Here is a 22,839-nt window from a genome sequence, read left to right on the forward strand (position 1 = left end):
CCGGCGCTTACCGCACCGCGCCGAGGTAGAGGACGAGCCCGAGGCCGACCAGGAGCAGCGGGACGACGACCAAGGTCCAGGCCAGCAGCCGCTTCAGCTTGTAGACGGCGACCAAGGTCTCGTACTTGATCTGCAAGTCGGCCTCGTCGGCGTCGTCCGCCTCGAGGATCCGGGCCACCACCTGCTCCATTTCGGTGCCGGCCCGGACCTCGTGCGCGGTCATGATGCCGAACTGCGCGAGTGTTTCAGCCATGGCGGTGACCTCCTGCTTTCCGCTGCTACTCGCAGGTCGTCCGCAGCGGCACCGCCGTTACTCCCGGCCGGCTTACAGGCGCTTCTTCACGTCCGGCTTGCCGTTCTTCTTAACGTCCGGCTTCGCGCTCGTCGCCGGGGTGCCGCCGATGTCGGACTCGATCGCCGCCGTCACGATGCGGTTGCGGTCGCCCGAAGACAGCACCCCGTTGCCCACCAGTTCCTGGGTCACTGCCTTCACGTGCTTCACGAAGGCGTCGTGCGACGCGTACTCCGCCGTCTCGTCGATGACGTCGTTGAGCGTGCAGCCGTTACCGATGTCGATGTTCTCCACCTGGCTGTCGACGCCGCCGATCACCACCGTGTCGCGGGTGTCGGAGTTCGGGCACGCGTCCGGCGGCGGTGCGGCCGCGACCACCGTGAACGTCCCCGACACCTCCGCCGAAACGTTCCCGGCGACGTCCGTGGCCCGCGAACGCACGGTGTGCGCACCCAGCGCGGGCACGACCACCGGGGCCGAATACCGCGTCCACGCTCCACTGTCCAGTTTGTACTCCACGAAGTCCACACCGGACTCCGCGTCGGAAGCAAGAACCGTGACAGTCGCCGAACCCACGTAGTTCCAGCCGCCGTCCTGCTTCCCGGTCACCTGAAGCGACACAGCAGGCGCAGTGGTATCCCCGCCGGCGACCACGGTGAACGCCACCGAACCCTCGGCGGACGCGTTCCCGGCGACGTCACGAGCGCGGTAGCCCACCGTGTGCGCACCTACCGCCGTCACGGCGACCGGTGCCGCGTAGGCGGTCCACGCCCCACCGTCCACCTTGTACTCCACCGCGGCGACCCCGGACCCCGTGTCCGAAGCCGTCACCGTGACCGTCGCCTTGCCGACGTAGTTGCCGTCGGAATCTTGCGTTCCGGCCACCGCGGCCGAAACGACAGGAGCCGTCGTGTCCCGCTTCACCACCGTGAAGCTGGACATTCCCTCCGGTGACGTGTTCCCGGCGGCGTCGGTGGCCCGGAAGTGGACCATGTGCGCGCCCGCCCCGGTCACCGCGACCGGTGCCGAATAGCCCGTCCAGGCACTGCCGTCGAGCTGGTACTCCACCGAAGCGACCGCGGAGTCGGCGTCGGTCGCCGTCAGGGTGACCGTGGCGACGTCGAGGTAGTTGCCCGCGGAATCCTTGTACCCCGACAGCGAGGCCGTCACCGTCGGCGGCGTCGTGTCGCCCTGCCCCTCGACGATCGTGAAGTGCGCCATCCCCTCTTCGGACGTGTTCCCGGCGACGTCGGTCGCCCGGTAGTGCAGCATGTGCATGCCCACCGCGGACACCACCACCGGCGCCGAGTACGCGGTCCACGTGCCGCCGTCGAGCTGGTACTCGACCGAGGCCACCCCGGAGCCCGCGTCGGTCGCGGTCAAAGACACAGTCGCCGACTCGATGTAGTTCCCCGCGGGATCCTTGTCCCCCGCCACCGCGGCGGTCACCACCGGCGGCGTGGTGTCCCCGGTGCCGTCGGAAACGACGAACTCGCCGACCATCGCGCTGTGGCCCGGGATCGTGCAGAAGTACCGGTACTTGCCCGGCGTGAGCGTCACGGTCGCTTCGTGCCGCCCGTTCTGCGGGTCGAACGGGTTGGCCAGGATGTTGAGCGAGACGTCGTGGTTGTAGCCCGGCGTCGAGGTGTCGAACGTCAGCGTGTGCGACATCCCGGTCGTGTTACCGGTGGCTTCGCTGTTCTCGAAGACGATGGTGGTCTCGCCGGGCAGCGCACCGGTGGGCGCGGACGCGTATTCGGTGGTGCTGTTGTTCCCGGTCCAGGTCAGCGTCTGGACCGGCGCCGCCACCGCGGGGGTGGCCAGCCCGAGCAGGGCGAGAAAAGCCGTCAGCAGCACGGCGATCAGTCGTGGGGACATCGCGGGAGAACCTTCCTGGGATGGGAGGGATGGGGGCCGGGCGAGCCCGGCCCCCATCGCGCTACAGCTGCCGCACCCGGATGTTGCGGAACTCGATCAGGTCGTTGTCGCTGTGGTTCTGCAGCCCGATGAACCCGCTGACGAACTGCCGCAGGTCGGTCGGCGGGTCACCCGCGCGCGACGACTGCTGGCCCGGCGTGTTGTCGAACTCGTTGATCACCACGCCGTTGCGGATCATCGTGTAGTGCTGCCCGACGACCTTGATCTCGTACTCGTTCCACGTGCCCTTCGGCCGGGCACCCGCCTGGTCGAGCGGGCGCGGGTCGAAGTTGTAGACCGACCCGGTCTTCTGCGGCTCACCGGAGTCGCCGTCGTAGATCTGGATCTCGTGACCGCAGTAGATCGCGACCCACGCCTGCGAGTCCCGCGCCGACCCGACCGTGCCGCAGCTGCCCGGCGGCCGCTGGGCCAGCGGTGTCCGCGGATCCGGGAACCGGACGAACACGCCGCTGTTGGCGCGGTTCGGATCCGGTGCGATGTCCTTGAACTGCACCTTCACCGAGAAGTCGCCGAACTGCCGCTGGGCGTACCACAGCATGCCCAGCCCGCCGGCCGAGCGGATCGACCCGTCGGGTTGCAACGAGAACTGACCCGAAGGCGCTTGTTCCCACGCTCGCAGCGACGCGGCCGTGCCGTCGAACAGCGCCTCGTAACCGGTGGTGCCGGCGGTTCCGATCGGCGACGCCGCCGCGGCCGCGTTCAACTCGGCCACCTCGGCGTCGTTCAGCACCCCGAGGTCGGACAGCGTCTGCGTGGCCTGGTCGACGTGGTTGACGAACGCCGCGTGCGTGCTCCACGTGCCTTCGTCGTCGATGAAGTCGTCGACCGTGCAGCCACCGCCGGCGTTGCGGTTGACCACCTTCGTGATGCTGTCGCCCAAGGTCACCACCGGGCTCGGGTCGGCCACCAGGCAGCCGACGTTCACCGAGGTCCGGGTGGTCACCGCTTCGCCGTTCGCGTAGGTCACGGTCAGCTTGGCGGTGAAGATCCCGGTCCGCGGGTAGGTGTGCCGCGGGTCGGCCTGGGTGGACACCGAGCCGTCGCCGAACTCCCAGCGGTAGGACACACCGCCGGACTTCGACCCGGTGAACGCCGCCGTCAGCGCCTTGTTCTGCACCATCGTCGACGACGCCGCCGGCGCCGGGGTCGGCGCGCCGCCCGTGTAGCTGATCTTCAGCAGCTTCTGGTTGGCGTCCAGGGAGAAGAACCCGTTGCCGTAGTCCAGGACGTACAGCGCGCCGTCCGGCCCGAACTTGGCGTCCATCCAGCTCTGCACCCGGGTGTCACCGGCGCCGCCCGGGATGATCTGCCGGAACGTCTCGGCGAACACCGGCGGCTGGTGCGTCGGCACGCCCGCCGGGTCGACGGTCACCGCGACCCGGTTCTGGGCGTTGGCCTCGTCGCCGATGAACCACTTGTTGTCCCAGTACGCCGGCCATGCGACGCCGCTGTTCGGGTTGACCAGCGAACGGTGGTAGGTCGGCCCGGACATGATCGCCTGGCCGCCGCCCCGCAGGTACGGCTCGGTGTAGGTGGCGTCCGCCGCGACGTACGTCGGGATGGACGAGCCCGGCCGCTTCGGGAAGACCGGCCCGCCGCCGTCCGGCGAGTACCAGATCATGTTGTCCTTGATCGGCGGCAGGTTCACCAGGCCGGTGTTGCGCGGCGAGGTGTTCACCGGGTTGTCGCAGTCGTACCAGCCGGTCAGCTCCGCCGCGTTCGTGCTGCTGCGGTCGCGGTAGGGCTGCCGGTTGCCCATGCAGTACGGCCAGCCGTGGTTGCCCGCCTCGGTGATGATCGTCGCCGTCTCGTACTTCGCCGGCCCGAGTTCGGGGCTCGGCGAGGACGCGTCCGGACCGACCCAGCCCGCGGTCATCCAGTTGTGCACCGGGTCGATCTGCAGGCGCGAGATGTTGCGGACGCCCATCACGTAGATCTCCGGGCGCGTCTTGTCCGCCGGCCCGTTCGGGAAGAGGTTGCCCTGCGGGATCGTGTACGTCCCGTTCGCCTCCGGGTGGATGCGCAGGATCTTGCCGCCCAGGTCGTTGGTGTTGCCCGCCGTGCGGCGCGCGTCCTGGAACGAGATGCCCTTGTAGTCGAGCGTCCAGTTGTTGCCCGAGTAGCCGTTCGAGCCGCCCGAGGAGTTGTTGTCCCCGGACCCGATGTAGAGGTTGCCGTCCTTGTCGAACGCCATGCCGCCGCCGGCGTGGCAGCAGCTGTGGATCTGGACGTCCCAGGACAGCAGGTCCTTGCGGGTGGCCTGGTCGAGGGTCTGCGCGGTCAGGTTGTAGGTGAACCGCGAGACCGTGCGCTTGCCGATCCGCTTGTCGCGGTCGATCGACTCGTGCGGCATCCAGTAGGCGTACATCCAGCCGTTCTCGCTGAACTTCGGGTCCAGCGTCAGCCCGAGCAGGCCCTCCTCGTTCTTCACCAGCTCGTCACCGCTGCCGCGGTTGCCCATCACGCGCAACGTCGTGAGCAGCTTCGGCTTCTTGGTGACCGGGTCCCACTGGTGGATCGTGCCGCAGCCGAGGCCGACGTTCGGGTCGTCCCAGCTGACGACCGGCCCGGTCGGGCAGGCCGCCTTGCCGATGTAGAACACCTTGCCGTCGGGGGCGATGGTCAGCCCGTGCGGCTCGCCGATCTGGTCGAGCTGCCCGGCCGCGTTCTGGCCGGTCAGCCGCTCGACCTTGTAGTTCGCGGCGATCCCGGCCTGGCAGTCACCGCGCACCATCCCGGTCGTCCAGCGCAACGCGCCGAGCAGGTGCTTCCGGAACTGGTCTTCGCCGTAGGACCCTTCGGTGCGGCCCATGCCGGTGTAGAAGGAGCGGCCGCCGTCGTAGTCGCGGCACCACGAGATCGGGTGGAACGCGCCGTTCGCGCCGACCCCGGGGTTGTAGCCCTTCTCCTCGACCTGCGCGACGGTGTGGACGGTGCCGACCGGGTTGGTCTCCCAGTTGAGCCAGCGGTCGGTGCGCGTCCAGTTCTGCGGCAGCCCCTGAGTGGCCGGGTGCTGCGCGTCGAGGACGTCGATCACGGCCTGCTGCGGCGCCGGTTCGGGCGGCGGCGGGGTGGTCGAGGTGTCCTTGAACAGCTTCAGGTCGGCGAGCTGGATGATCGGTTCCCCGGCGTTCGCGGTGATGTTCAGCCGGTAGTTCGCGTACGCCGTGGTGTTGGCGAAGGTGAACGTCCGGGTCTGGAACGGATCGGTGAACACCTCGTTCGCCCGCGTGTCCAGGTCGGTCCACGTGGTCCCGTCGGCGGAGCCCTGCAGGGTCCAGTTCTTCGGGTTCCGGCCCGGGAAGTCGTTCGCCGACACCAGCGAGTAGCTGCTGACCGCGACCGGCGCCGCCATCTTGTAGGCCGCCCAGCCGGTGGTGGCGAACGTCAGCCACTTGGTGTTCTCGTTGTTGTCGGCGAGCTTTTCCTTGGTCTCGTTCGGCGGGTTCTCCCCGCTCGCCGTCACCGCCGCGACCGCCTCGGGCGTGGGCCGCGCGCCGATCGGCCGCGCGCCGATCAAGCCCGTGAACCACTGGGACGAGTCCTGCGCGCGGGCGGCGTCGGAGATGCCGAGGAACCCGCCACCCGCCTTCATGTACGCCTGCAGCGCGCCTTCCTGTTCACGGCTGAGCGTCACGCCCTGCGCGGACAGGTAGACGACCCCGCGGTACTTCGCGAGGTTCGCGGTGCTGAACACGGCGGGGTCCGAGGACGCCGTCACGGTGATGCCGTTGTCCGTGCCCAGCCGCGCGATCGCGTCGGCCGCGCGCAGCACGGGGTCCTTCTGATCCGCCGGCGTGCCGTGGAAGACCAGCACGTTGACGGGCACGTTCACCGCGGCGGGCGCGGCCTGCGCCACCGGCATCGTGATCAGCGGGGCCCCGGCCGCCAGGACCGAGCCGATGGCGAGCACGAGCGCCCCGCGCCTTCCGAACCACCGTTTTCCCATAGCTCCCGTCCTCATGCGTGCGTCCGTCCATCCGGGCTCATGTCGTGCCCGGAATGGTCATGCAGCTTGAACCGGTCGATCGCTTCCTGCGCTCCCTCGGGGAGGCTGCCGTCGGCGTTGCGGACCAGGAACAGGCCCACCATCCCGCCGTCGGAGTGGGTCTGGACGTGGCAGTGGTACATCCACGCCCCCGGCCCGACGCCCTCGCCGGCGATCACCTGGAAGCCGAACGAGCTGCCGGGGTCGAGGTTCTTGTTGTCGACGATGGCAGCGTTGTCAGCGGCGCTGCTGAGCATCCCGGTGCGGGTGTCGGCCCAGCGGTGCGCGTGCAGGTGGAACGTGTGCGGCAGGCTGCCGTACCCGATGCAGACCCATTCGACGCGCTCGCCGAGGCGGGCCTCGAGGATCGGCGTGTCGGGGGCCATCTTGTGGTTGATCATCATCTCGTTGAACACGACCGTGTACTGCTTGCTCGGCAGCAGGTCGCCGCGCTTGCGCACGATCAGGCCGCCGTAGAGCCCGCGCGCGAGCCCGGCGGTGCCGTGGTCGGTGCCCATCGCGTGGTCGTGGTAGTGCCAGTAGCCGGCGTTGCCCGGCATCCAGAACCCGCCGCCGGCGTCGTAGCGGGCCCGCGTCTTCCAGGTGTAGGTCCGCGTCTCGCCGGGCTTGTTGAACGACGCGTTGAGCGGGGCGCCGTCGGACCCGGTGTCGTAGTTGACGCCGTGCGGGTGGATCGACAGCCGCTGGTCGGTCCGGTTGACCAGTTCGATCTCGAGGGTGTCGCCCTCGTAGATCTCCAGCAGCGGCCCGGGGATGGTGGCCTTGCCCGGTTCGAGGCCATAGCCGTAGAGGCCGCCGGGCAGGGCTTCGGCGTAGATGGTGATCTGGCGGTTCAAGCCCGCCGCGAAGGCCGAATCGGCCATCCCGACCGCGGGCGCGAGGACGCCCGCGGCGGTTCCGGCCAGCATCGACCGACGTGACACTCGCATGTGGATTCCCCCGGGGTCTCAGAACCGCACGGTGCGGAGGTATTCGAAGCCGACCTTCGCCGTGTTGAGCGGATCGGCGGGCTGGTCGTGCTCGACGATGTACTCCGCGATGTTGTGGCAGGACGCGGCGAAGATGCGCGGGAAGTTGATGACACCCGCGCCGGGATCGACCATCTGCCCGTCCGCGGTCCGGTCCTTGACGTGGTACTGCCTCACTCGCGGGTAGTTGCGGCGGAACAGCTCGACCGGGTCCGCGCCGCCGTTCACCGCCCAGAACAGATCGATTTCCAGGTGCACGAGCCGCGTGTCCGTCTTCGCGGTGAGCACGTCGTAGGGCACGACGCCGCCGATCGGGGCGAACTCGTGGTCGTGGTTGTGGTAGCCGAGCTTCAGCCCGGCCTTCTTGAAAGCGACCGCGGCGGTGTTCATGCGGCCCGCGAAGGCCTCCCACTCGGCGATGGTGCCGAAATTCGCGTATGGCACGACGACGGAGCGGTTGCCGAGGACCTTGGCATCGGCGATGGCCTGGTTCAGGTCGCCGTCGATGCCGACGTGCGTCGAGGAGGCCTCGAGGTGGCACCGGTCGAGGATGGCGCGGAACTCGGTGGCGCTGCGGCCGTACGTCCCGGCCAGCTCGACCTTGCGGTAGCCGATGTCTGCCAGCGCGGAAAGCGTGCCTTCGGGATCGTTCTGGAGCAGGGAACGCAGGGAGTAGAGCTGGATGCTGATCTTGTCGAGCGGGATCCGCTGCCGGGCCGCCGACGCGCTCGCGGTACCGGGCAACGCGATGGCCGCCGCGCCCACCGTGAGGGCCGCTGTCGCCACGTTCAGGAACGTCCGTCGGGAGTGCTGCTCAGCTTCATGACCGCACATGGAACTCCCTCATCTCTGGTTGCTGAAAGCCGCGTCGAAAGCCGCCGACGGCTGGTCGAACAGGTGCTCGCGCAGGTACTTCACCGCCTCCGCCGCGCCACGGAGCCGGTCCATCCCGGCGTCTTCCCACTCCACCGAGATCGGGCCGGTGTAGCCGATCGAGTTCAGGGCCCGGAAGCAGTCCTCCCACGGGACGTCGCCGTGGCCGACGGACACGAAGTCCCAGCCCCGCCGCGGATCCGCCCAGGCCAGGTGCGAGCCGAGCCGCCCGTTCCGGCCGTCGAAGCGCTTGCGGGTGTCCTTGCAGTCGACGTGGTAGATCCGGTCGGCGAAGTCGAGGATGAACCCGACCGGGTCGAGGTCCTGCCAGACGAAGTGCGACGGGTCCCAGTTCAGCCCGAACGCCGGCCGGTGGTCCACGGCTTCGAGCGCGCGCTTGGTCGTCCAGTAGTCGTAGGCGATCTCCGACGGGTGGACCTCGTGCGCGAACCGGACGCCGACCTCGTCGAAGACGTCGAGGATCGGGTGCCAGCGCCGCGCGAAGTCCGCGTAACCGTCATCGATGTCATCGCGCGTGACCGGCGGAAACATCGCCACGTACTTCCAGATCTTCGACCCGGTGAAGCCGATGACGGTGTCGACGCCGAGCTTCGCCGCCGCCCGCGCGGTGTCGGCCATTTCGGCCGCCGCCCGCTGCCGGACGCCCTCCGGTTCGCCGTCGCCCCAGATGCGGGACGGGAGGATCGCGCGGTGCCGGGCGTCGATCGGGTCGTCGCAGACGGCCTGCCCGACGAGGTGGTTCGAAATCGCCCACACCTTGAGGCCGTGCTCGGCGAGCAGCGCCAGCCGCCCCGGCACGTAGTCCTCTTCGGACAGTGCGCGGTCGACCTCGAAGTGGTCGCCCGAGCAAGCGATTTCCAGGCCGTCGTAACCCCAGTCCGCGGCGAGCTTGCAGACCTCGGTGAACGGCAGATCGGCCCACTGGCCGGTGAACAACGTGACGGGTCGGCTCATTTCCCCTCCTCCACCGCGGTCCAGGTGGCCTCCGTGGCCGCGCTTTGCCAGACGGCGTGCAGGACCCGCTGGACGCGCAGGCCGTCGTCGAAGCTCGGCGCGGGGTCGGTGCCCGCGCCGATGGCGTCCAGGAAGTCGGAGACCTCGTGCGTGAACGTGTGCTCGTAGCCGAGCAGGTGCCCCGGCGGCCACCACGCGCCGACGTAAGGGTGCTCGGGCTCGGTGACGAGGATGCGGCGGAACCCGGCTTCGGTCCCGCTGCCCTCGTACCACTGCAGTTCGTTCATCGACTCGAAGTCGAACGCGAGACTCGCCTTCGAGCCGTTGATCTCCAGCCGCATCGCGTTCTTGCGGCCGAGCGCGAACCGCGTCGCCTCGAAGGTCGCCACCGCTCCCCCGGCCAGCCGCGCCAGGAACAACGCAGTGTCGTCGACCGTCACGTCGTCCGTCCCGCCGTCTTCGGACGGACGCTGCTTCACGAAGGTGTTCGTCAGCGCCGAGACGCCGGTGATCACATCGCCGGTGACGAACTGGGCGGCGTCGATGATGTGCGCGCCCAGGTCGCCGAGCGCACCCGAACCGGCGGATTCCTTGCGGAGCCGCCAGGTCATCGGCGCCTGGGGATCGGACAGCCAGTCCTGCAAGTACACCGATCGCACATGCCGGATTTCGCCGAGCGCCCCGCTCTCGACCAGTTTCCTGGCGTGCGCGAGCGCGGGCACCCGGCGGTAGTTGAACGCCACCATCGCCCGCACCCCGCGTTCACGGGCCTTCCGCGCCGCCTCCGCCATCGCTTCGGCTTCGGCGACCGAGTTGGCGAGGGGTTTCTCGCACAGCACGTGCTTCCCGGCCTCCAGCGCGGCGATCGCGATCTCCGCGTGGCTGTCCCCCGGCGTGCAGACGTCGACCAGGCCGACGTCGTCCCGGGCGACGAGCTTCCGCCAATCGGTCTCGACGTCGTCCCAGCCGAACTTCTCCGCGGCGGCCCTGGTCCGGGCCTCGTCCCGGCCGCCGAGAACGGCGAGTCGCGGCACCAGCGGCGGATCGAAGAACCGGTGGACGCTGCGCCAGGCGTGCGAATGCACCGCACCCATGAACGCGTGGCCCACCATCCCGATCCCGATCGTTTCCCGTGCCGGGCTCATACCCCTCCTTGGAAGTCCGTGAATGCCACATTGAGAGACCTAACGTCCGTGAATGTGGCATTCACGGACTTCGGCCGGCTCAGGAATCGAAGCCGACGTCGAGGTACTGGTCGACGTTCTCCTTCGTGACCACCGCCGAGTACGTCGTGATGTCGGCCGGGATGTCGTGCTCGGCCAGGTCGCCGATCCCCTTGGCCTGCGCGAGCAAGCGGGCGAGCGCCACCGCCGTCGAGGCCATCGAGGGGCTGTAGAGCACGGTCGCCTTGATCGGCGACGAGTCGGCCTTGATCAGGTTCATCATGTTCTTCGAGCCGGCCCCGCCGACCATGATGAACTCCTTGCGGCCCGCGGTGTCGATCGCCGCGTTGACCCCGATGCCCTGGTCGTCGTCGTGGTTCCACAGCGCGTCCAGCTTCGGCGCGCCCTGGAGCAGGTTCGCGGTCTGCTGCTCCCCCGACTCCGACGTGAACTGCGCCGACACCCGCGGGCCCACGCTGAACCCGGCGCGTCCCAGCGCGTCCTTGAAGCCCTTGCTGCGTTCCTGGGTCAGCGGCAGCGAGTCGATGCCGGCGACCTCGCCGATGATCGGGTTCGCGACGTTCTTCTTCTTGAGCTCCGCGGCGATGTAGTTGCCCGCGTTGACGCCCATCCGGTAGTTGTCGCCGCCGATCCACGTCCGGTACGCCAGCGGCGTGTCGAAGATGCGGTCGAGGTTGATCACCGGGATGCCGGCGTCCATCGCCTGCTGGCCGACCGAGGTCAGCGCCTTGCCGTCGAAGGGCAGGATCACCAGCACGTCGACCTTGGCGTTGATCAGCGTCTCCACCTGGGAGATCTGCTGGTTGACGTCGTTGGTGCCCTCGGTGGCGTTGAACTTCACCTCGCTGAACTTCTGCGCCTGCGCCTTGGCGTTCTTGGTGATCGCCGCGATCCAGCCGTGGTCGGCGGCCGGGGCGGAGAAGCCGATGGTGACCGGCTTGCCCGGCTGGGCGTTGTTGCCCGCGTTGGCGACCGGCGCGTTCGACTCCGAGTTCGCGGGCGTGTTCGACGTGCAGCCGGCCAGCAGCGCGCCGGCGCCGACGGCGGCCCCACCCAGCAGGAATCCCCGGCGGCCGAGGAAGGGTTGTTCGGTCATGCGGACCTCCATCGGTGGTGACTACGGACCGGTCCTGGCTTTCCTGGCCCGGAACTGCAAGAGCACGGCGAGCACGATGATCACGCCCTTGGCGATGTTCTGGATGTCGGTGTCCAGGTTGTTCAGCGTGAAGATGTTCGACAGCACCGTGAAGATCAGCACGCCGATGAGCGTGCCGATGAGGGAGCCGCGGCCGCCGGTCAGCAGCGTGCCACCGATGACCACCGCCGCGATCGCGTCGAGCTCGTAGAACATGCCGTTGGTCGACGCGCCCGCCGTGGTCCGCGCGACGACCATCAGCGCGGCGATCCCGCAGCACAGCCCGGCCACGCCGTAGACGAGCGCGAGGTGGCGCTTGACGTTGATCCCGGCCAGCCGCGACGCCTCGGCGTTGCCGCCGACCGCGTACGTCCGGCGGCCGAAGGTGGTGCGGTTGAGCACGACCCAGCCGACCGCGAAGACCAGCGCGAACAGCCAGATCAGCGTCGGGATGCCGAGAAAGCCGCCGCGGAAGAACGCGAGGAAGTCCTGGTCGGCGACGACCTGCGTGCGCCGGCCGCTGATCCGCTCGGCGAGCCCGCGTGCCGAGACGTACATCGCGAGCGTCGCGATGAACGGCACGACCTTGCCGTAGGCGACGAGCACACCGTTGATCAGCCCGCAGCCGAGGCCGACCGCGAGGCCGCAGACCACCATCACGAACGGCCCGTACGACTGTGTTGCCAGCGTCGTCAGCCAGACGCCGGCCAGGCCGACCATCGAGCCGACGGACAGGTCGATGCCGCCGCTGATGATCACGAACGTCATCCCGACGCTGACCACGCCGATCGCCGCGGCCAGCCGCAGGATCGTCGAGATGTTGCTTTCGGTGAAGAACAGTTCGGGCCGAGAGAACTGGCCCACCAGGCAGAGCACCACGAGCACGCCGGCCAGGCCGAGCAACCGCGGATCCGCCGAGAAGGCGAACTTCCGGCGCCGTGGCGCGGGAAGCGCTTCCTGTGGCGGTGCTTGGGTTTCGGTCATGCCGCGCTCCCCTCGAGAATCACGTCGAGCACTTCGGCCTCGGTCAGCCCGGAGGAGCGCCGGTCGGCGAGGACCCGGCCCTCGCGCAGCACCAGCACCCGGTCGGACAGCCCGAGCACCTCGGGGATTTCGCTGGACACCAGCACGATCGCGACGCCGGTCGCGGCCAGCTCGTCGATCAGCCGGTACAGCTCGGCGCGGGCGCCGACGTCGACGCCGCGCGTGGGTTCGTCGAGCAGCAGCACCCGGCACCCGCGGACCAGCCACCGCGCGAGCACGGCCTTCTGCTGGTTGCCGCCGGACAGCGTGCGGACGATCCGGCGTGGGTCGGCGGGCCGCAGGTCGAGCTGGCGCAGGCTCGCGCCGGCGTCGTCCAGTTCCTTGGCGCGCTCGGTGAAGCCGAGCTTCGCGTAGCGGCCGAGGCTGGCCAGGGTCACGTTGTGCACCACCGGGAGGTCCAGCAGCAGGCCCTGGCTCTTGCGTTCCTCGGGCGCGAGCCCGATCCCGGCCTTGACGGCGGCCCGGACGTTGCCGGTGCTCAGGGGTTTCCCCTGCACGGTGACGGTGCCGCGGTCGGCCTTGCGCGCGCCGAAGATCGTCTCGAGCAGCTCGCTGCGGCCGGAGCCGACCAGCCCGGCGATGCCGACGACTTCGCCCGCGTGGACGGTGAAGCTGACGTCCTCGAACTCGCCGTGCCGGGAGAGGTGCGCGACCTCGAGGGCCGTCTCCGGCCGGGCGTGGCCGTCGTGCCGCGGCCCGAAGACCGTCTCCACCTTGCGCCCGGCCATCAGCGCGACCAGGTCGGCGGTCGGCGTCGCGCGGGCGTCGAGTCCGGTGCCGACGGTCCGGCCGTCCTTGAGCACGGTCACCCGGTGCCCGATCCGGCGCAGCTCCTCGAGCCGGTGGGAGATGTAGACGACCGCGACGCCGTCCGCGGTCAGTTCGCCGACGATGCGGAAGAGATTGTCGACCTCTTCACCGGCGAGCGCGGCGGTCGGTTCGTCCATCACGAGCAGGCGGGCGTCGTGGGCCAGCGCACGGGCCATCGAGACGAGCTGCTGCCCGGCGGCGGAGAGCTTGCCGACTTCGGTCGACGGGCGGATGTCGGGGTGGCCGAGCCGGGCCATCAGGCGGGCGGCCTCGTCGCGGGCCTGCGAGATGCGCGTGAAGCCGAAGCGGGCGCGTTCGTGGCCGAGGAAGATGTTGTCCGCCACCGAAAGCCCGGGCACGAGGTCGAGTTCCTGGTACATGGTGGCGATGCCCAGGCGCAGGGCGTCGACCGGCGTGCCGAGCGTGACGGGTTCGCCCTGCCAGGTGATCTCGCCGGTGTCAGGCTGGTGCGCGCCGGCGAGGACCTTGATGAGCGTCGACTTGCCCGCGCCGTTCTGGCCGAGCAGGCAGTGCACCTCGCCCGGCTCGACGTCGAGGTCGACGCCGTCCAGCGCGCGGACGCCGGGGAAGGTCTTCACGATCCCGCGGACGGACAGCAGGGTCATACCGAGGCCTCCTCGACGAGCGTCGGGTTCTCGAACAGCCGCTCGGCGGCCAGGTGCGCGGCGCCCCGCAGCGGAGCCTTCAGGCCGAGCCGGGACGGCACGACCCGGGCGTGCCCGAGCGGCCGGGCGGCCAGCTCGACGCGGACCGGCTCGACGAGCCACTCGCCCAGCTCGGCGAAGTAGCCGCCCAGCACGACGACGTCCGGGTCGAGCACATCGACCACAGTGGACAGTGCGACGCCGAGCGCGACACCGAGTTCGTGCACCGCCGTGACCGCGCGCTGGTCGCCTCGCCGGACGCGCTCGGCGAGCAGGCCGACCCGCCCTTCGACGCCGAGCGCGGGATCGTGCAGCGGATCGCCCGGTGGCGCCGCGGCCCGCAGGACCGCGGCCAGGTTCGCCTTCGTCTCCAGGCAGCCGGTCCGGCCGCAAGCGCACCGTTCGCCGACCGGGTCGACGGCGATGTGCCCGACCTCGCCCGCGAACCCGCGCGCGCCCCGCAGGATCGCGCCGGCGGAGACGAGCCCGCCGCCGACGGTCGTCCCGCCGCTGAGGTAGAACAGGTCTTCGGCACCGTCGACGGATTCGGCGAGCGCCCCGAGGTTGGCGTCGTTGTCGACGGCGACGGCCTCGGCCGGGAGGTTCAGCCGCGCGGCCATCAGCCCGGCGATCTCGGCGTCCCGCCAGCGCAACGCCGGCGCGAGCCGCAGCACGGCGGCGGCCGAGTCGACCAGCCCCGGCACCGAAATCGCGACCCCGACCGGGGCGCCGGGCAGCACCTGACGGGCCAGGTGGGCGAGCTCGTCCATGCCTCTCAGCAGCCCGAGCGCGGCGACGTCGACGGTCTCGGCCCGCTCCGCGAGCACCCGCCCGGCCAGATCGGTGACCACGGCCGACAACCGGTCGGCTTCGATGCTCAAGGCGAGCGCGTACGCGCCTTCGCCGTGCAGCTCGACGAGCCGGCTCGGGCGCCCGTTGCCGGGAAGCACCCCGGCGGGCCGCACCAGCCCGCGCCCGGCGAGGTCGGTGAGCAGGCCAGGCACCGCCGACTTCGCGATCCCGCACCGGGCGGCCAGCTGCGTACGCGAGAGCGGCCCGCCCCGCAGCGCCCGCAGGACGGCGGCCAGGTTCGCGGTCCGCGGGCTCGCCGAATCGGCTCGCCTCGTCCCGGTGACGGCCACGGTGCCCCCAACTTGCGCTGCCTGCTGAACGGACTTTGTCGCTCAGGCAGCGAAAGTAGGGTGGCGCGCATCACTCGTCAAGGTGAGGGAGTCGCTTTATGCCCGGTTTTCACCCGGATAGACGTGCGAAACCGGACAGACTTTCGATCGCGGAGTGCAAAAGTGTGTGCGATCTTGACGTTACTACCCGGGGTTGCTCGGCGACCGACCGTGAGACTGCGAGCGTCGCGAATGACTAATTCGCGACCTCGAGGCGACACCGGCGCGCCACGCCGACTCCGCCGGACCTCCGGCTCAGCGACCGACCGCGAGCCGGACCGCTCGGCACCGGCCAGCTCGAACGTCTTGAATGAGTCATTCAAGACGCCCAGCGCCCTGAATGACTCATTCAAGACCTCGACCGCTGCGGCGACTCCGCCGGACCCGCCCAGCGCCGGTCAGCTGCTCAGCGTGAAGGCCCGGTCCGTCGCCGACCACGCGGCCCCGATGACCCCCGCCGTCTCGCCCAGCTCGGACAGCACGATCGGCAGGTTGCCCGTCGCCAGCGGCAGCGAGCGCCGGTACACCGCGCTGCGGACCTCCGCCAGCAGCTGGTGCCCGAGCTGGGCCACCCCGCCGCCGATCACGACCATGCCCGGGTTGATGAAGCAGACCAGCGAGGCGATGACCTGGCCGAGCCGGCGGCCGCCGTCGCGGATGAGGTTGACCGCGCCGAAGTCGCCCGCCGCCGCCGCGCGGCCGACGTCGCGGGCGGTGACCGCGCCGCCGTCCGCGGCCACCTCGGCCAGGTGCGCCGAGCGGCCGCTGCGGGCCAGCGCCAGGCCGTCGCGGGCCAGCGCGGCGCCGCCGAAGTAGGCCTCCAGGCAGCCGACCTCGCCGCACGCGCAGGTCGGGCCGAAGTCGTCGAGCCGGATGTGCCCGATGTCGCCCGCCGTACCCGCGACCCCGCGGTACACCTTGCCGCCGAGCACGATGCCGCAGCCGATCCCGGTGCCGATCTTGACGAACATCAGGTCGTCGGTCGAGCGCGCGACCCCCGCGTGCCGCTCGCCGAGCGCCATCGCGTTGACGTCGTTGTCCACCGCGACCGGGCAGCCCCACAGCCCGCCGAGGTGGTCCCGCACGTTGAACCGGTCCCACCCGGGCATGATCGGCGGCGCGACGGCCATGCCCTCGGCGAAGCTGACCGGCCCCGGCAACCCAATGCCGGCGGCGATGAGCCGTCCGGGCGCCTCCTCGCGCACCTTGTCCGCGAGCGCGGCGACCCGCCGCAGCACGGGGTGCGGCCCCTGCCGCACGTCGCAGTCCTCGACGGCGTGCGCGAGCACCTCGCATGAGGCGTCGGTGACCGCCACCCCGACCGACGTGGCACCGACGTCGACGGCGAGCACCCGCAGCTCACCGGACAGCCGCACCAGCGTCGAGCGCCGCCCACCCCGGCTGGCCGACGGCCCCGCGGCCTCGACGAGCCCGACCTCCGCGAGCCGGGCCACCTCGGCCCCCACCCGCGCCCGCGGCAGCTCGAGCCGCTCCCCCAGTTCGACCCGCGACATCGGGCCCTCGTCCCGCAGCAGGGTGAGCAACCGCGTCTGGTGCCGGGTTTCGACCATCGAGTGCTCCGTGCCGGATACCGCGCTCATTCGCCTCAGCGTACTGCGTCGGACCGCGAACCTCGCCACGTCCCGAGTGGACGGACGCCCCGGCCGCGGCCGTCAGGTGCTCGACCGCTTCCCGGACGCGACCCGCGTGGAGATCGACAGCCGACCTGATCGAGCTGTTCGCCGGGCAGCCCACCGCGAAGGCGTCGTTCGCCACGAAGTACGTCAACCTCAGCCCCGACGTCTACCCGGGTTGGCTCGAGGACTGGCCGAGCTGCTGACGCACGACCGCGAGCTGTGGCACCCGAAGGCCGAGCCGGTCCTGTGGCGCCCCGACTTGCAGGAGACGAAGCGCAGCGAGGGCGGTGGATCGACGTCCGTTACCGCGCGGGGCAGAAGCGGGCGCTGCTGGACGAGCTGCTCGACCTCGTCGCGGTCCACGCGCCCTACCTCCGGGTGCGCTACGCCTTCTGATCCGTCTGGCAGTTGCTGTCCAGTCTTTGACCTGTGCCGGCGTTGATCGCTGAACTAGCATGCCGACGTGTGATGGACGGGCCGCGTGGGGAAATCGACGAGCTTGACGAAATCGTCCGGTCGGCGGAGCGGTCGCTGAATCGGACGGAACACCTGCCGGACGACGGGCGAGTGTTCCTGGAGGAGATCGCCCACCGGTGCCGCGGCGACGCGGAAGTACTCGATGTCGCGTTGGCCTCGCCCCGTCTCCGATGGCCCAGCGAACCAGTGGACCGGCGAGAAGCCCTCACCGAGCTTCTGGTGAGCAGCGGTGCCTTCGCAGCCGAGAACGGGCGCTTGAGGTTCGCGAGCCCGGAGCTCAGGGACTACCTGGCCGCCTGCCGCGTGTTCCGCCGTCACCCGCGTGGCCCCCGGGTGATGGCACCGTCGACGTTGAAGTACTTCGTCCCGCGGAAGAACTGGCCTTGGCCCGATGCCGGAGTGCAGGCCTTCCTGGCCGCGCTCTGGTGGAAACCCGCGAGATCCGCGGTCGAACGACGGCTCGGGAACCTCCTGCACAAGCGGCACCGCGAGCCCAACATCCGGTTCGTCGTCGATCTGCTCCGCCGGGACCTGCTGCCGGGAAGCGATCTCCGGCAACTGACGATCGATGTTCTGCGCGAAGCGGTACACGACGACGAGCTGGACGACGAGCGCTGGACCGCGTCACTCGCGCACCTGCAATCGATCGATGCTGCCGTCGCCGCTGACGAGCTCGACGCGATGGTTTCGTTCGCCGCGCCGACCGCCAGTTCACGCCGCCGCTATCACGCCGTGGTCGCGCTGATCGGCTACGACCGGGCGCGGGGCGTGCAGGCACTGAAGATCCTCGCGAGGAACCCGACCGGCGCGGCTCAGGACCGGTTCGACACGGCGATCCTCATCGGCGAGCTGGACGCGGCCGAAGGCGAAGTGGCGTTGCTGCAGCTCACCGGCACCGACGACATGGGCGATCTGCGGGTGGACGCGGCGATCGCCCTGCGCCGCCCCGACCTGCTGAGCGACCTCGTCACGGCCGGACGTGACCTGTCCGACGACGCCTGCTCGAGAGCGATCGGCGAACTGCTGAGAGTAGCGCCGGAGACCGCGATCACGGCCGCCGAACGGCTCGCGGAGACCACAGCGAACGAGGAAACGCCGTTGCGGCTCGCCGAACTGATCCGGCCGTTCGACCGCGCGGCGGCGCTGCGGATCGCGGCCAGGTCGGCCGAGCGGGAAGACGGGCGAGCGGACAGTGAAGCGCGGTACCGGGCGGTTCTCCTGATCGGTGAAATCGACCCGGCGCAAGCCGTGCCCGCGTTGCACCGGCTCTCCGAAAGCGGGTTCGCGACCTTCCAGGTCCGGCTCCGGGCCGCTACGCGGATCGTGACCGAGCACGGCGGGCCGATCGACGCGGTGATCGCCCTGGCGAAAGCCCCGGGCGTCGTGTGGGCGGACCGCGCCGACGCGGCCGAAGCGCTCAAGGAGAGCCATCCCGAGACCAGTGCCCAGTTGCTGGTGACGATCGCGGGATCAGGACCGCCCACCGACGCGGGCCGGTTCGCCGTGCTGCAACGGGCCTACAAGATCGACCCACGGCAGGCCACCGGCGAAATAGTGGAACTGGTGAAGAACAAGCTGGTGGCGGGGCCGCTCCGGGTGCGCGCCGCGGAGTTCGTCGGCCCCTCTTTGGAGACGGCCGTCATCATCGGTCTCTACGCCGCGATCGTCGACACGGCCGACGGCGAAAGCGCGAGGAATGCCGCGCGCAAGGTCATCGCCATGCATCACCCCGAGGGCCCGCGACTGATGGGCAGGGTGGCCGACCGGACCAACGAAAAGCCCGAATTCCGGCTCAGCGCGGCCCTGGAAGCAGGCCCGCACGGGAAGGACACCTTGCTGAGCCTGGCACAGAAAGGGCGTCCCGACGCCCTGCGGCTGAAAGCGGCCAAGGCGCTGTTCGAGATCGACCGGACGAGCGGGCGGCGGGCCCTGGAAAAGCTGGTCAAGCGGGCGACGCCGGGCAAGGTCCGGATCGACGCGGCGCTCAGCCTCCCCGGACCGGCGGTGGTGGGGGCACTCGCCGTCATTGCGAGTGACCCCCACGCCGGGGAGAGCGTCCGGCTGGACGCCGCGTTCCGGGCCTTCGAGATCGATCCCAAACGCGGCCGAATCCTGCTGGAAGGATTGCTGAACGGCGCAGCGATCTCGGCCAAGGGCCGGGAAAAGATTCAGTACCTCCTGGGCAGGTGAGACGCCCGTTCACCGGAACTCAGCTGATGAAGCCCGCCGACTTCAGCCAGTCCCGCGCCACCTCCGCCGGCTTCTGACCGTCCACGCTCACCTTCTTGTTCAGCTCCGTCAACGTCGCCGTGTCCAGCTTCGCCGCGATCGGCGTGAACACCTGCTCCAGCTGCGGGTACTTCCGCGCCACCCCGGACGCGATCGAGATGGCCGGGTTGTACGTCGGGAAGAAGTGCTTGTCGTCTTCGAGCACCACGAGCTTCTGCCCCGCCACGCGGCCGTCCGTCGACGCGACCTCGCCGAAACCGCAGGTGTCGCCCTTGCCGACCGTCGGGTAGATGACCGCGTCGTTGAGCAGGTGCTCCTGCGGGGCGGGCAGGTCGAACCCGTAGGTCTTCTCCAGGCCCGGGAAGCCGTCGTCGCGGCTCTTGAACTCCGGGCCGATGCACGTCGACGCCGCCGCCGGGTCGCGCTTGGCCAGTGCCGCGTAGTCCGAGAGCGTCTTGACGCCGGTGCGGGCGATCGCCGCCGGGTTGCCGGCCAGTGCGTAGGTGTCGTTGGCCGGTGAGCGGGCCCACCAGGTCACGTTGTTGGCGGCGTCGGCCTGCTTGACCGCGTCGTACTGCGCCTGCGGGTCGGCGATCGGCTTGGTCTGCTTGAGGTAGCTGATCCAGGCGGTTCCGGTGTACTCCCAGTACAGGTCGACCGCGCCGCTGGTGAGCGCCTGGCGGACGTTGCTCGAGCCGGTGATGTTGGTCTTGTCCTGCGGGCTCGCCCCGGCCGCCTGGAGCGCGACGGCGGCGATCTGGCCCAGCAGCAGCTGTTCGTCGAACTCCTTGGAGCTGACCCGGATCTGCGCCCCGCTCAGCGCGTCGATCTTCTTGATGGATCCCTCGCCCACCTGGGCGCCGGACTGGTCCTTGCCGATCGTGCACCCGGCGGCGAGCAGCGCGACGAGTGCGGAAACGGCGGCGACCGTGCGTCGCATGGTGTCCTCCTAGGGTTGGGTTCCGCGCGGGTGCAGGACTTCCTCGGCGAGCAGGCCCAGCCAGTCGGCGAAGAGCGCCAGCGCGGCGACGACGATGCCGAAGGTCAGGCTCAGCACCGGGCGGTACAGCCCGATCCCGGCGACGAGCCCGCCGCCGAGACCACCGCCGTCGATGAACGTCGCCAGCGTCGCGCTCGCGACGGTGAGCACCAGCGCCGTCCGGATCCCGGCGAGGATCACCGGGACCGCCAACGGGAGTTCGATCCGCCACAGGATCGCCGTCTTCGTCATGCCCATGCCCCGCGCGGCGTCCACGAGCGTCGGGTCGACGCCGTCGAGGCCGACGATCGTGTTGCGCAGCACCGGCAACGTGGCGTAGACGACCAGCGCCGTCACCGCCGTCGTGGTGCCCGTGCCGATCCACAGCGCGAGCAGGACGACGAGCCCGATCGACGGGATCGCCTGGCCGAGGTTGCCCAGCCCGAGCCCGATCGGCCGGGCCCACCGGGCCCCGGCGCGGGTGAGCAGGATGCCCAGCGGGAGCGCGATCGCGATGGTGCACACCGTGGAGATCAGCGTCAGCCGCAGGTGCGCGCCGAGTTCGGCGAAGATCTCGTCCGCGTTGAGGTAGCGCTGCTCGATCGAGTCGATGTCGTGCGCGCGCACGATCAGGAACAGCGCCAGCAGCGCGAGGGCGAGCAGGACCGGGCGCACCAGCAGCCCGAGCCGGCGCCGCCGTGGCCGTTTCGACGCCGGAGAAGACGGCGCCGGCGCCGAAGCGACCGCCGGTGGTGGCGGCTCGACGGCGGGTTCGAGCGCCGCCACCAGGCGTGCGACGTCGCAGACACCCCGCGCGTGACCGTTGTCCGTCACCGAAACCGCGGTGCTGCCGGTGCGGACCATCGTGTCCAGCGCGTCCCGCAGCGTCGCCGTGGCGTCGATCGACGGCAGCCCGCCGTCCGCCGGCCCGAGTGGCACGTCCGCCACCGGGATCAGCCCCAGCCGCTTCAGGTTCCGCTGCGAGCCCACGAACGACGACACGTAGTCGTCGGCCGGCGCGGCCAGGATCGCCTGGGGCGTGTCGTACTGCGCGAGCACCGACCGCGGCCGCAGCACCGCGATCCGGTCGCCGAGCTTGAGGGCCTCGTCGAAGTCGTGCGTGACGAACACGATCGTCTTGCGCACCTGCCGCTGCAGCCGCAGCAGCTCGTCCTGCAGCCGGGCGCGCGTGATCGGGTCCGTGGAACCGAACGGCTCGTCCATCAGCAGGACCGGCGGGTCCGCCGCCATCGCCCGCGCCACGCCGACGCGCTGCTGCTGGCCGCCGGAGAGCTCACGCGGGTAGCGGAGGCCGTGCTCGCGGGTCAGCCCGACGACGTCGAGCAGCTCGCGCACGCGCCCGGCGATGCGGTGCCGCGTCCAGCCGAGCACCCGCGGCACCACGCCGATGTTGGCGTCCACCCGCAGGTGCGGGAAGAGCCCGACCTGCTGGATGACGTACCCGGTGTGGCGCCGGTGCTCGTCGAGGTCGAGCTCCGACACGTCGGTGCCGCCGAGGGTGACGACGCCCGAGGTGGGCTCGACGAGCCGGTTGATCATCCGCATGGTCGTCGTCTTGCCACAGCCCGACGGGCCGGTCAGCACGACGATCTCGCCCGCCGGGATCCGCAGCGAAAGGCCGTCGACGGCGGGCACCGCGTGGCCGGGGTAGAGCTTGCTGACTTCGCGCAGCTCGATCGTCTCGCCGCCGGTGCCGGTCGGCTCCCCCGGTGCCCCTTCGAGCCGGGTGCGCGGGCGCCGCCACGCCGTCAGCTTGCCGACGACCACGTAGGCCAGGTCGAACAGCAGGGCCAGCACCATGATCCCGACCGTCCCGGTCAGCACCTGGTTGAGGGAGTTGACCGAGCCGAACCGGCCGAGCCCGTCGAAGATCTCGTTGCCGAGACCGGGTCCCTTGACGTAGGCGCCGATGGCCGCGATCCCGATGGTGATCTGCGTCGACACCCGGATGCCGGACAGGATCACCGGCCACGCCAGCGGCAGCCGCACCCGCCACAGCACCCGCACCCGGCCGAGCCCCATCCCGTGCGCGGCGTCGACGACGGCCGGATCGACCCCGCGCAGCCCGACGATCGTGTTGCGCGTGATCGGCAGCAGCGCGTAGAGCACCAGCGCGAACAGGACGTTCGTCAGCCCGAGCCCGAACGGCCCGATCAGGATGCCGAGCAGCGCGATCGACGGGATGGTCAGGAAGGCCGCGGTGGTCGTGGTGGCGAGCGAGCCGAGCCAGCGCCGCCGGTAGGTGAGCACGCCGATCGTGGTGCCGATCAGCACCGCCAGCGCGACCGCCGCGAGGGTGAGGTCCACGTGCAGGATGGCGTCGTTGACGACGTCGATCCAGTTCTCGCGGAGGTACTCCCACCAGCTCAGGGCTTCGCTCCTCGACGTCGCGGTCGGTGATTCACCGGCCGCGTCCCCGGGC

16 protein-coding genes are annotated in these 22,839 nt (G+C 70.4%); 2 read left to right on the forward strand and 14 right to left on the reverse strand.

The features are described 5' to 3' along the window. Positions 1 to 7 precede the first annotated feature (7 nt). From H4696_RS12270 to H4696_RS12325, 12 genes are all read right to left on the reverse strand, one after another. A complete protein-coding gene (locus H4696_RS12270) occupies positions 8 to 253 on the reverse strand; it encodes a hypothetical protein (protein WP_086857678.1) in 246 nt (81 codons plus the stop codon). 72 nt (positions 254 to 325) lie between these two features. After that, a complete protein-coding gene (locus H4696_RS12275) occupies positions 326 to 2,170 on the reverse strand; it encodes an OmpL47-type beta-barrel domain-containing protein (RefSeq protein ID WP_086857677.1) in 1,845 nt (614 codons plus the stop codon). 61 nt (positions 2,171 to 2,231) lie between these two features. Beyond that, complete coding sequence (locus H4696_RS12280; protein WP_420831559.1) at positions 2,232 to 6,095, reverse strand: ThuA domain-containing protein; 3,864 nt, start codon at positions 6,093 to 6,095, stop codon at positions 2,232 to 2,234. Between the two features lie 95 nt (positions 6,096 to 6,190). Then, on the reverse strand, positions 6,191 to 7,168 hold the full coding sequence (locus tag H4696_RS12285; protein ID WP_169734890.1) for a multicopper oxidase domain-containing protein: 978 nt from the start codon (positions 7,166 to 7,168) through the stop codon (positions 6,191 to 6,193). A gap of 18 nt (positions 7,169 to 7,186) precedes the next feature. Beyond that, positions 7,187 to 8,041: a TIM barrel protein gene (locus H4696_RS12290; protein WP_086857674.1), complete on the reverse strand. Its 855-nt coding sequence runs from the start codon at positions 8,039 to 8,041 to the stop codon at positions 7,187 to 7,189. Positions 8,042 to 8,050: 9 nt separating this feature from the next. Continuing rightward, the gene (locus tag H4696_RS12295; protein WP_086857673.1) at positions 8,051 to 9,055 is read right to left on the reverse strand and encodes a sugar phosphate isomerase/epimerase family protein; all 1,005 of its coding nucleotides are present in this window, start codon (positions 9,053 to 9,055) and stop codon (positions 8,051 to 8,053) included. Then, the gene (locus H4696_RS12300; protein WP_086857672.1) at positions 9,052 to 10,200 is read right to left on the reverse strand and encodes a Gfo/Idh/MocA family protein; all 1,149 of its coding nucleotides are present in this window, start codon (positions 10,198 to 10,200) and stop codon (positions 9,052 to 9,054) included. Before H4696_RS12300 ends, H4696_RS12295 begins: the two co-directional genes overlap by 4 nt. 79 nt (positions 10,201 to 10,279) lie before the next feature. Next, positions 10,280 to 11,335 carry a substrate-binding domain-containing protein gene (locus tag H4696_RS12305; protein ID WP_169734889.1) on the reverse strand — a complete coding sequence of 352 codons (1,056 nt, stop codon included), beginning with the start codon at positions 11,333 to 11,335 and terminating at the stop codon, positions 10,280 to 10,282. Between the two features lie 21 nt (positions 11,336 to 11,356). Further along, a complete protein-coding gene (locus H4696_RS12310) occupies positions 11,357 to 12,358 on the reverse strand; it encodes an ABC transporter permease (protein ID WP_086857670.1) in 1,002 nt (333 codons plus the stop codon). Further along, positions 12,355 to 13,854: a sugar ABC transporter ATP-binding protein gene (locus H4696_RS12315; RefSeq protein WP_192782265.1), complete on the reverse strand. Its 1,500-nt coding sequence runs from the start codon at positions 13,852 to 13,854 to the stop codon at positions 12,355 to 12,357. The genes H4696_RS12310 and H4696_RS12315 overlap by 4 nt, the downstream gene beginning before the upstream one ends. Continuing rightward, on the reverse strand, positions 13,851 to 15,035 hold the full coding sequence (locus H4696_RS12320; RefSeq protein ID WP_086862837.1) for an ROK family protein: 1,185 nt from the start codon (positions 15,033 to 15,035) through the stop codon (positions 13,851 to 13,853). Before H4696_RS12320 ends, H4696_RS12315 begins: the two co-directional genes overlap by 4 nt. Before the next feature lie 437 nt (positions 15,036 to 15,472). After that, entirely contained in the window at positions 15,473 to 16,645 is a 1,173-nt protein-coding gene (locus H4696_RS12325; protein ID WP_169735084.1) for an ROK family transcriptional regulator, read from the reverse strand. Between the two features lie 312 nt (positions 16,646 to 16,957). Here H4696_RS12325 and H4696_RS12330 point away from each other — a divergent pair, with 312 nt between their 5' ends. Together H4696_RS12330 and H4696_RS12335 are read left to right on the forward strand one after the other, a co-directional pair. After that, entirely contained in the window at positions 16,958 to 17,107 is a 150-nt protein-coding gene (locus H4696_RS12330) for a hypothetical protein (protein WP_192782266.1), read from the forward strand. A gap of 69 nt (positions 17,108 to 17,176) precedes the next feature. Further along, entirely contained in the window at positions 17,177 to 19,378 is a 2,202-nt protein-coding gene (locus tag H4696_RS12335; protein WP_192782267.1) for a hypothetical protein, read from the forward strand. Positions 19,379 to 19,397: 19 nt separating this feature from the next. On the opposite strand, the gene H4696_RS12340 is transcribed toward H4696_RS12335, so the two are convergent. Next, positions 19,398 to 20,357: a glycine betaine ABC transporter substrate-binding protein gene (locus tag H4696_RS12340; RefSeq protein ID WP_086862834.1), complete on the reverse strand. Its 960-nt coding sequence runs from the start codon at positions 20,355 to 20,357 to the stop codon at positions 19,398 to 19,400. Between the two features lie 9 nt (positions 20,358 to 20,366). After that, positions 20,367 to 22,724 carry an ABC transporter permease subunit gene (locus H4696_RS51505; protein ID WP_420831497.1) on the reverse strand — a complete coding sequence of 786 codons (2,358 nt, stop codon included), beginning with the start codon at positions 22,722 to 22,724 and terminating at the stop codon, positions 20,367 to 20,369. Positions 22,725 to 22,839: the final 115 nt, after the last annotated feature.

Origin of the sequence: Amycolatopsis lexingtonensis (assembly GCF_014873755.1) — a bacterium.
GTDB lineage: Bacteria > Actinomycetota > Actinomycetes > Mycobacteriales > Pseudonocardiaceae > Amycolatopsis > Amycolatopsis lexingtonensis.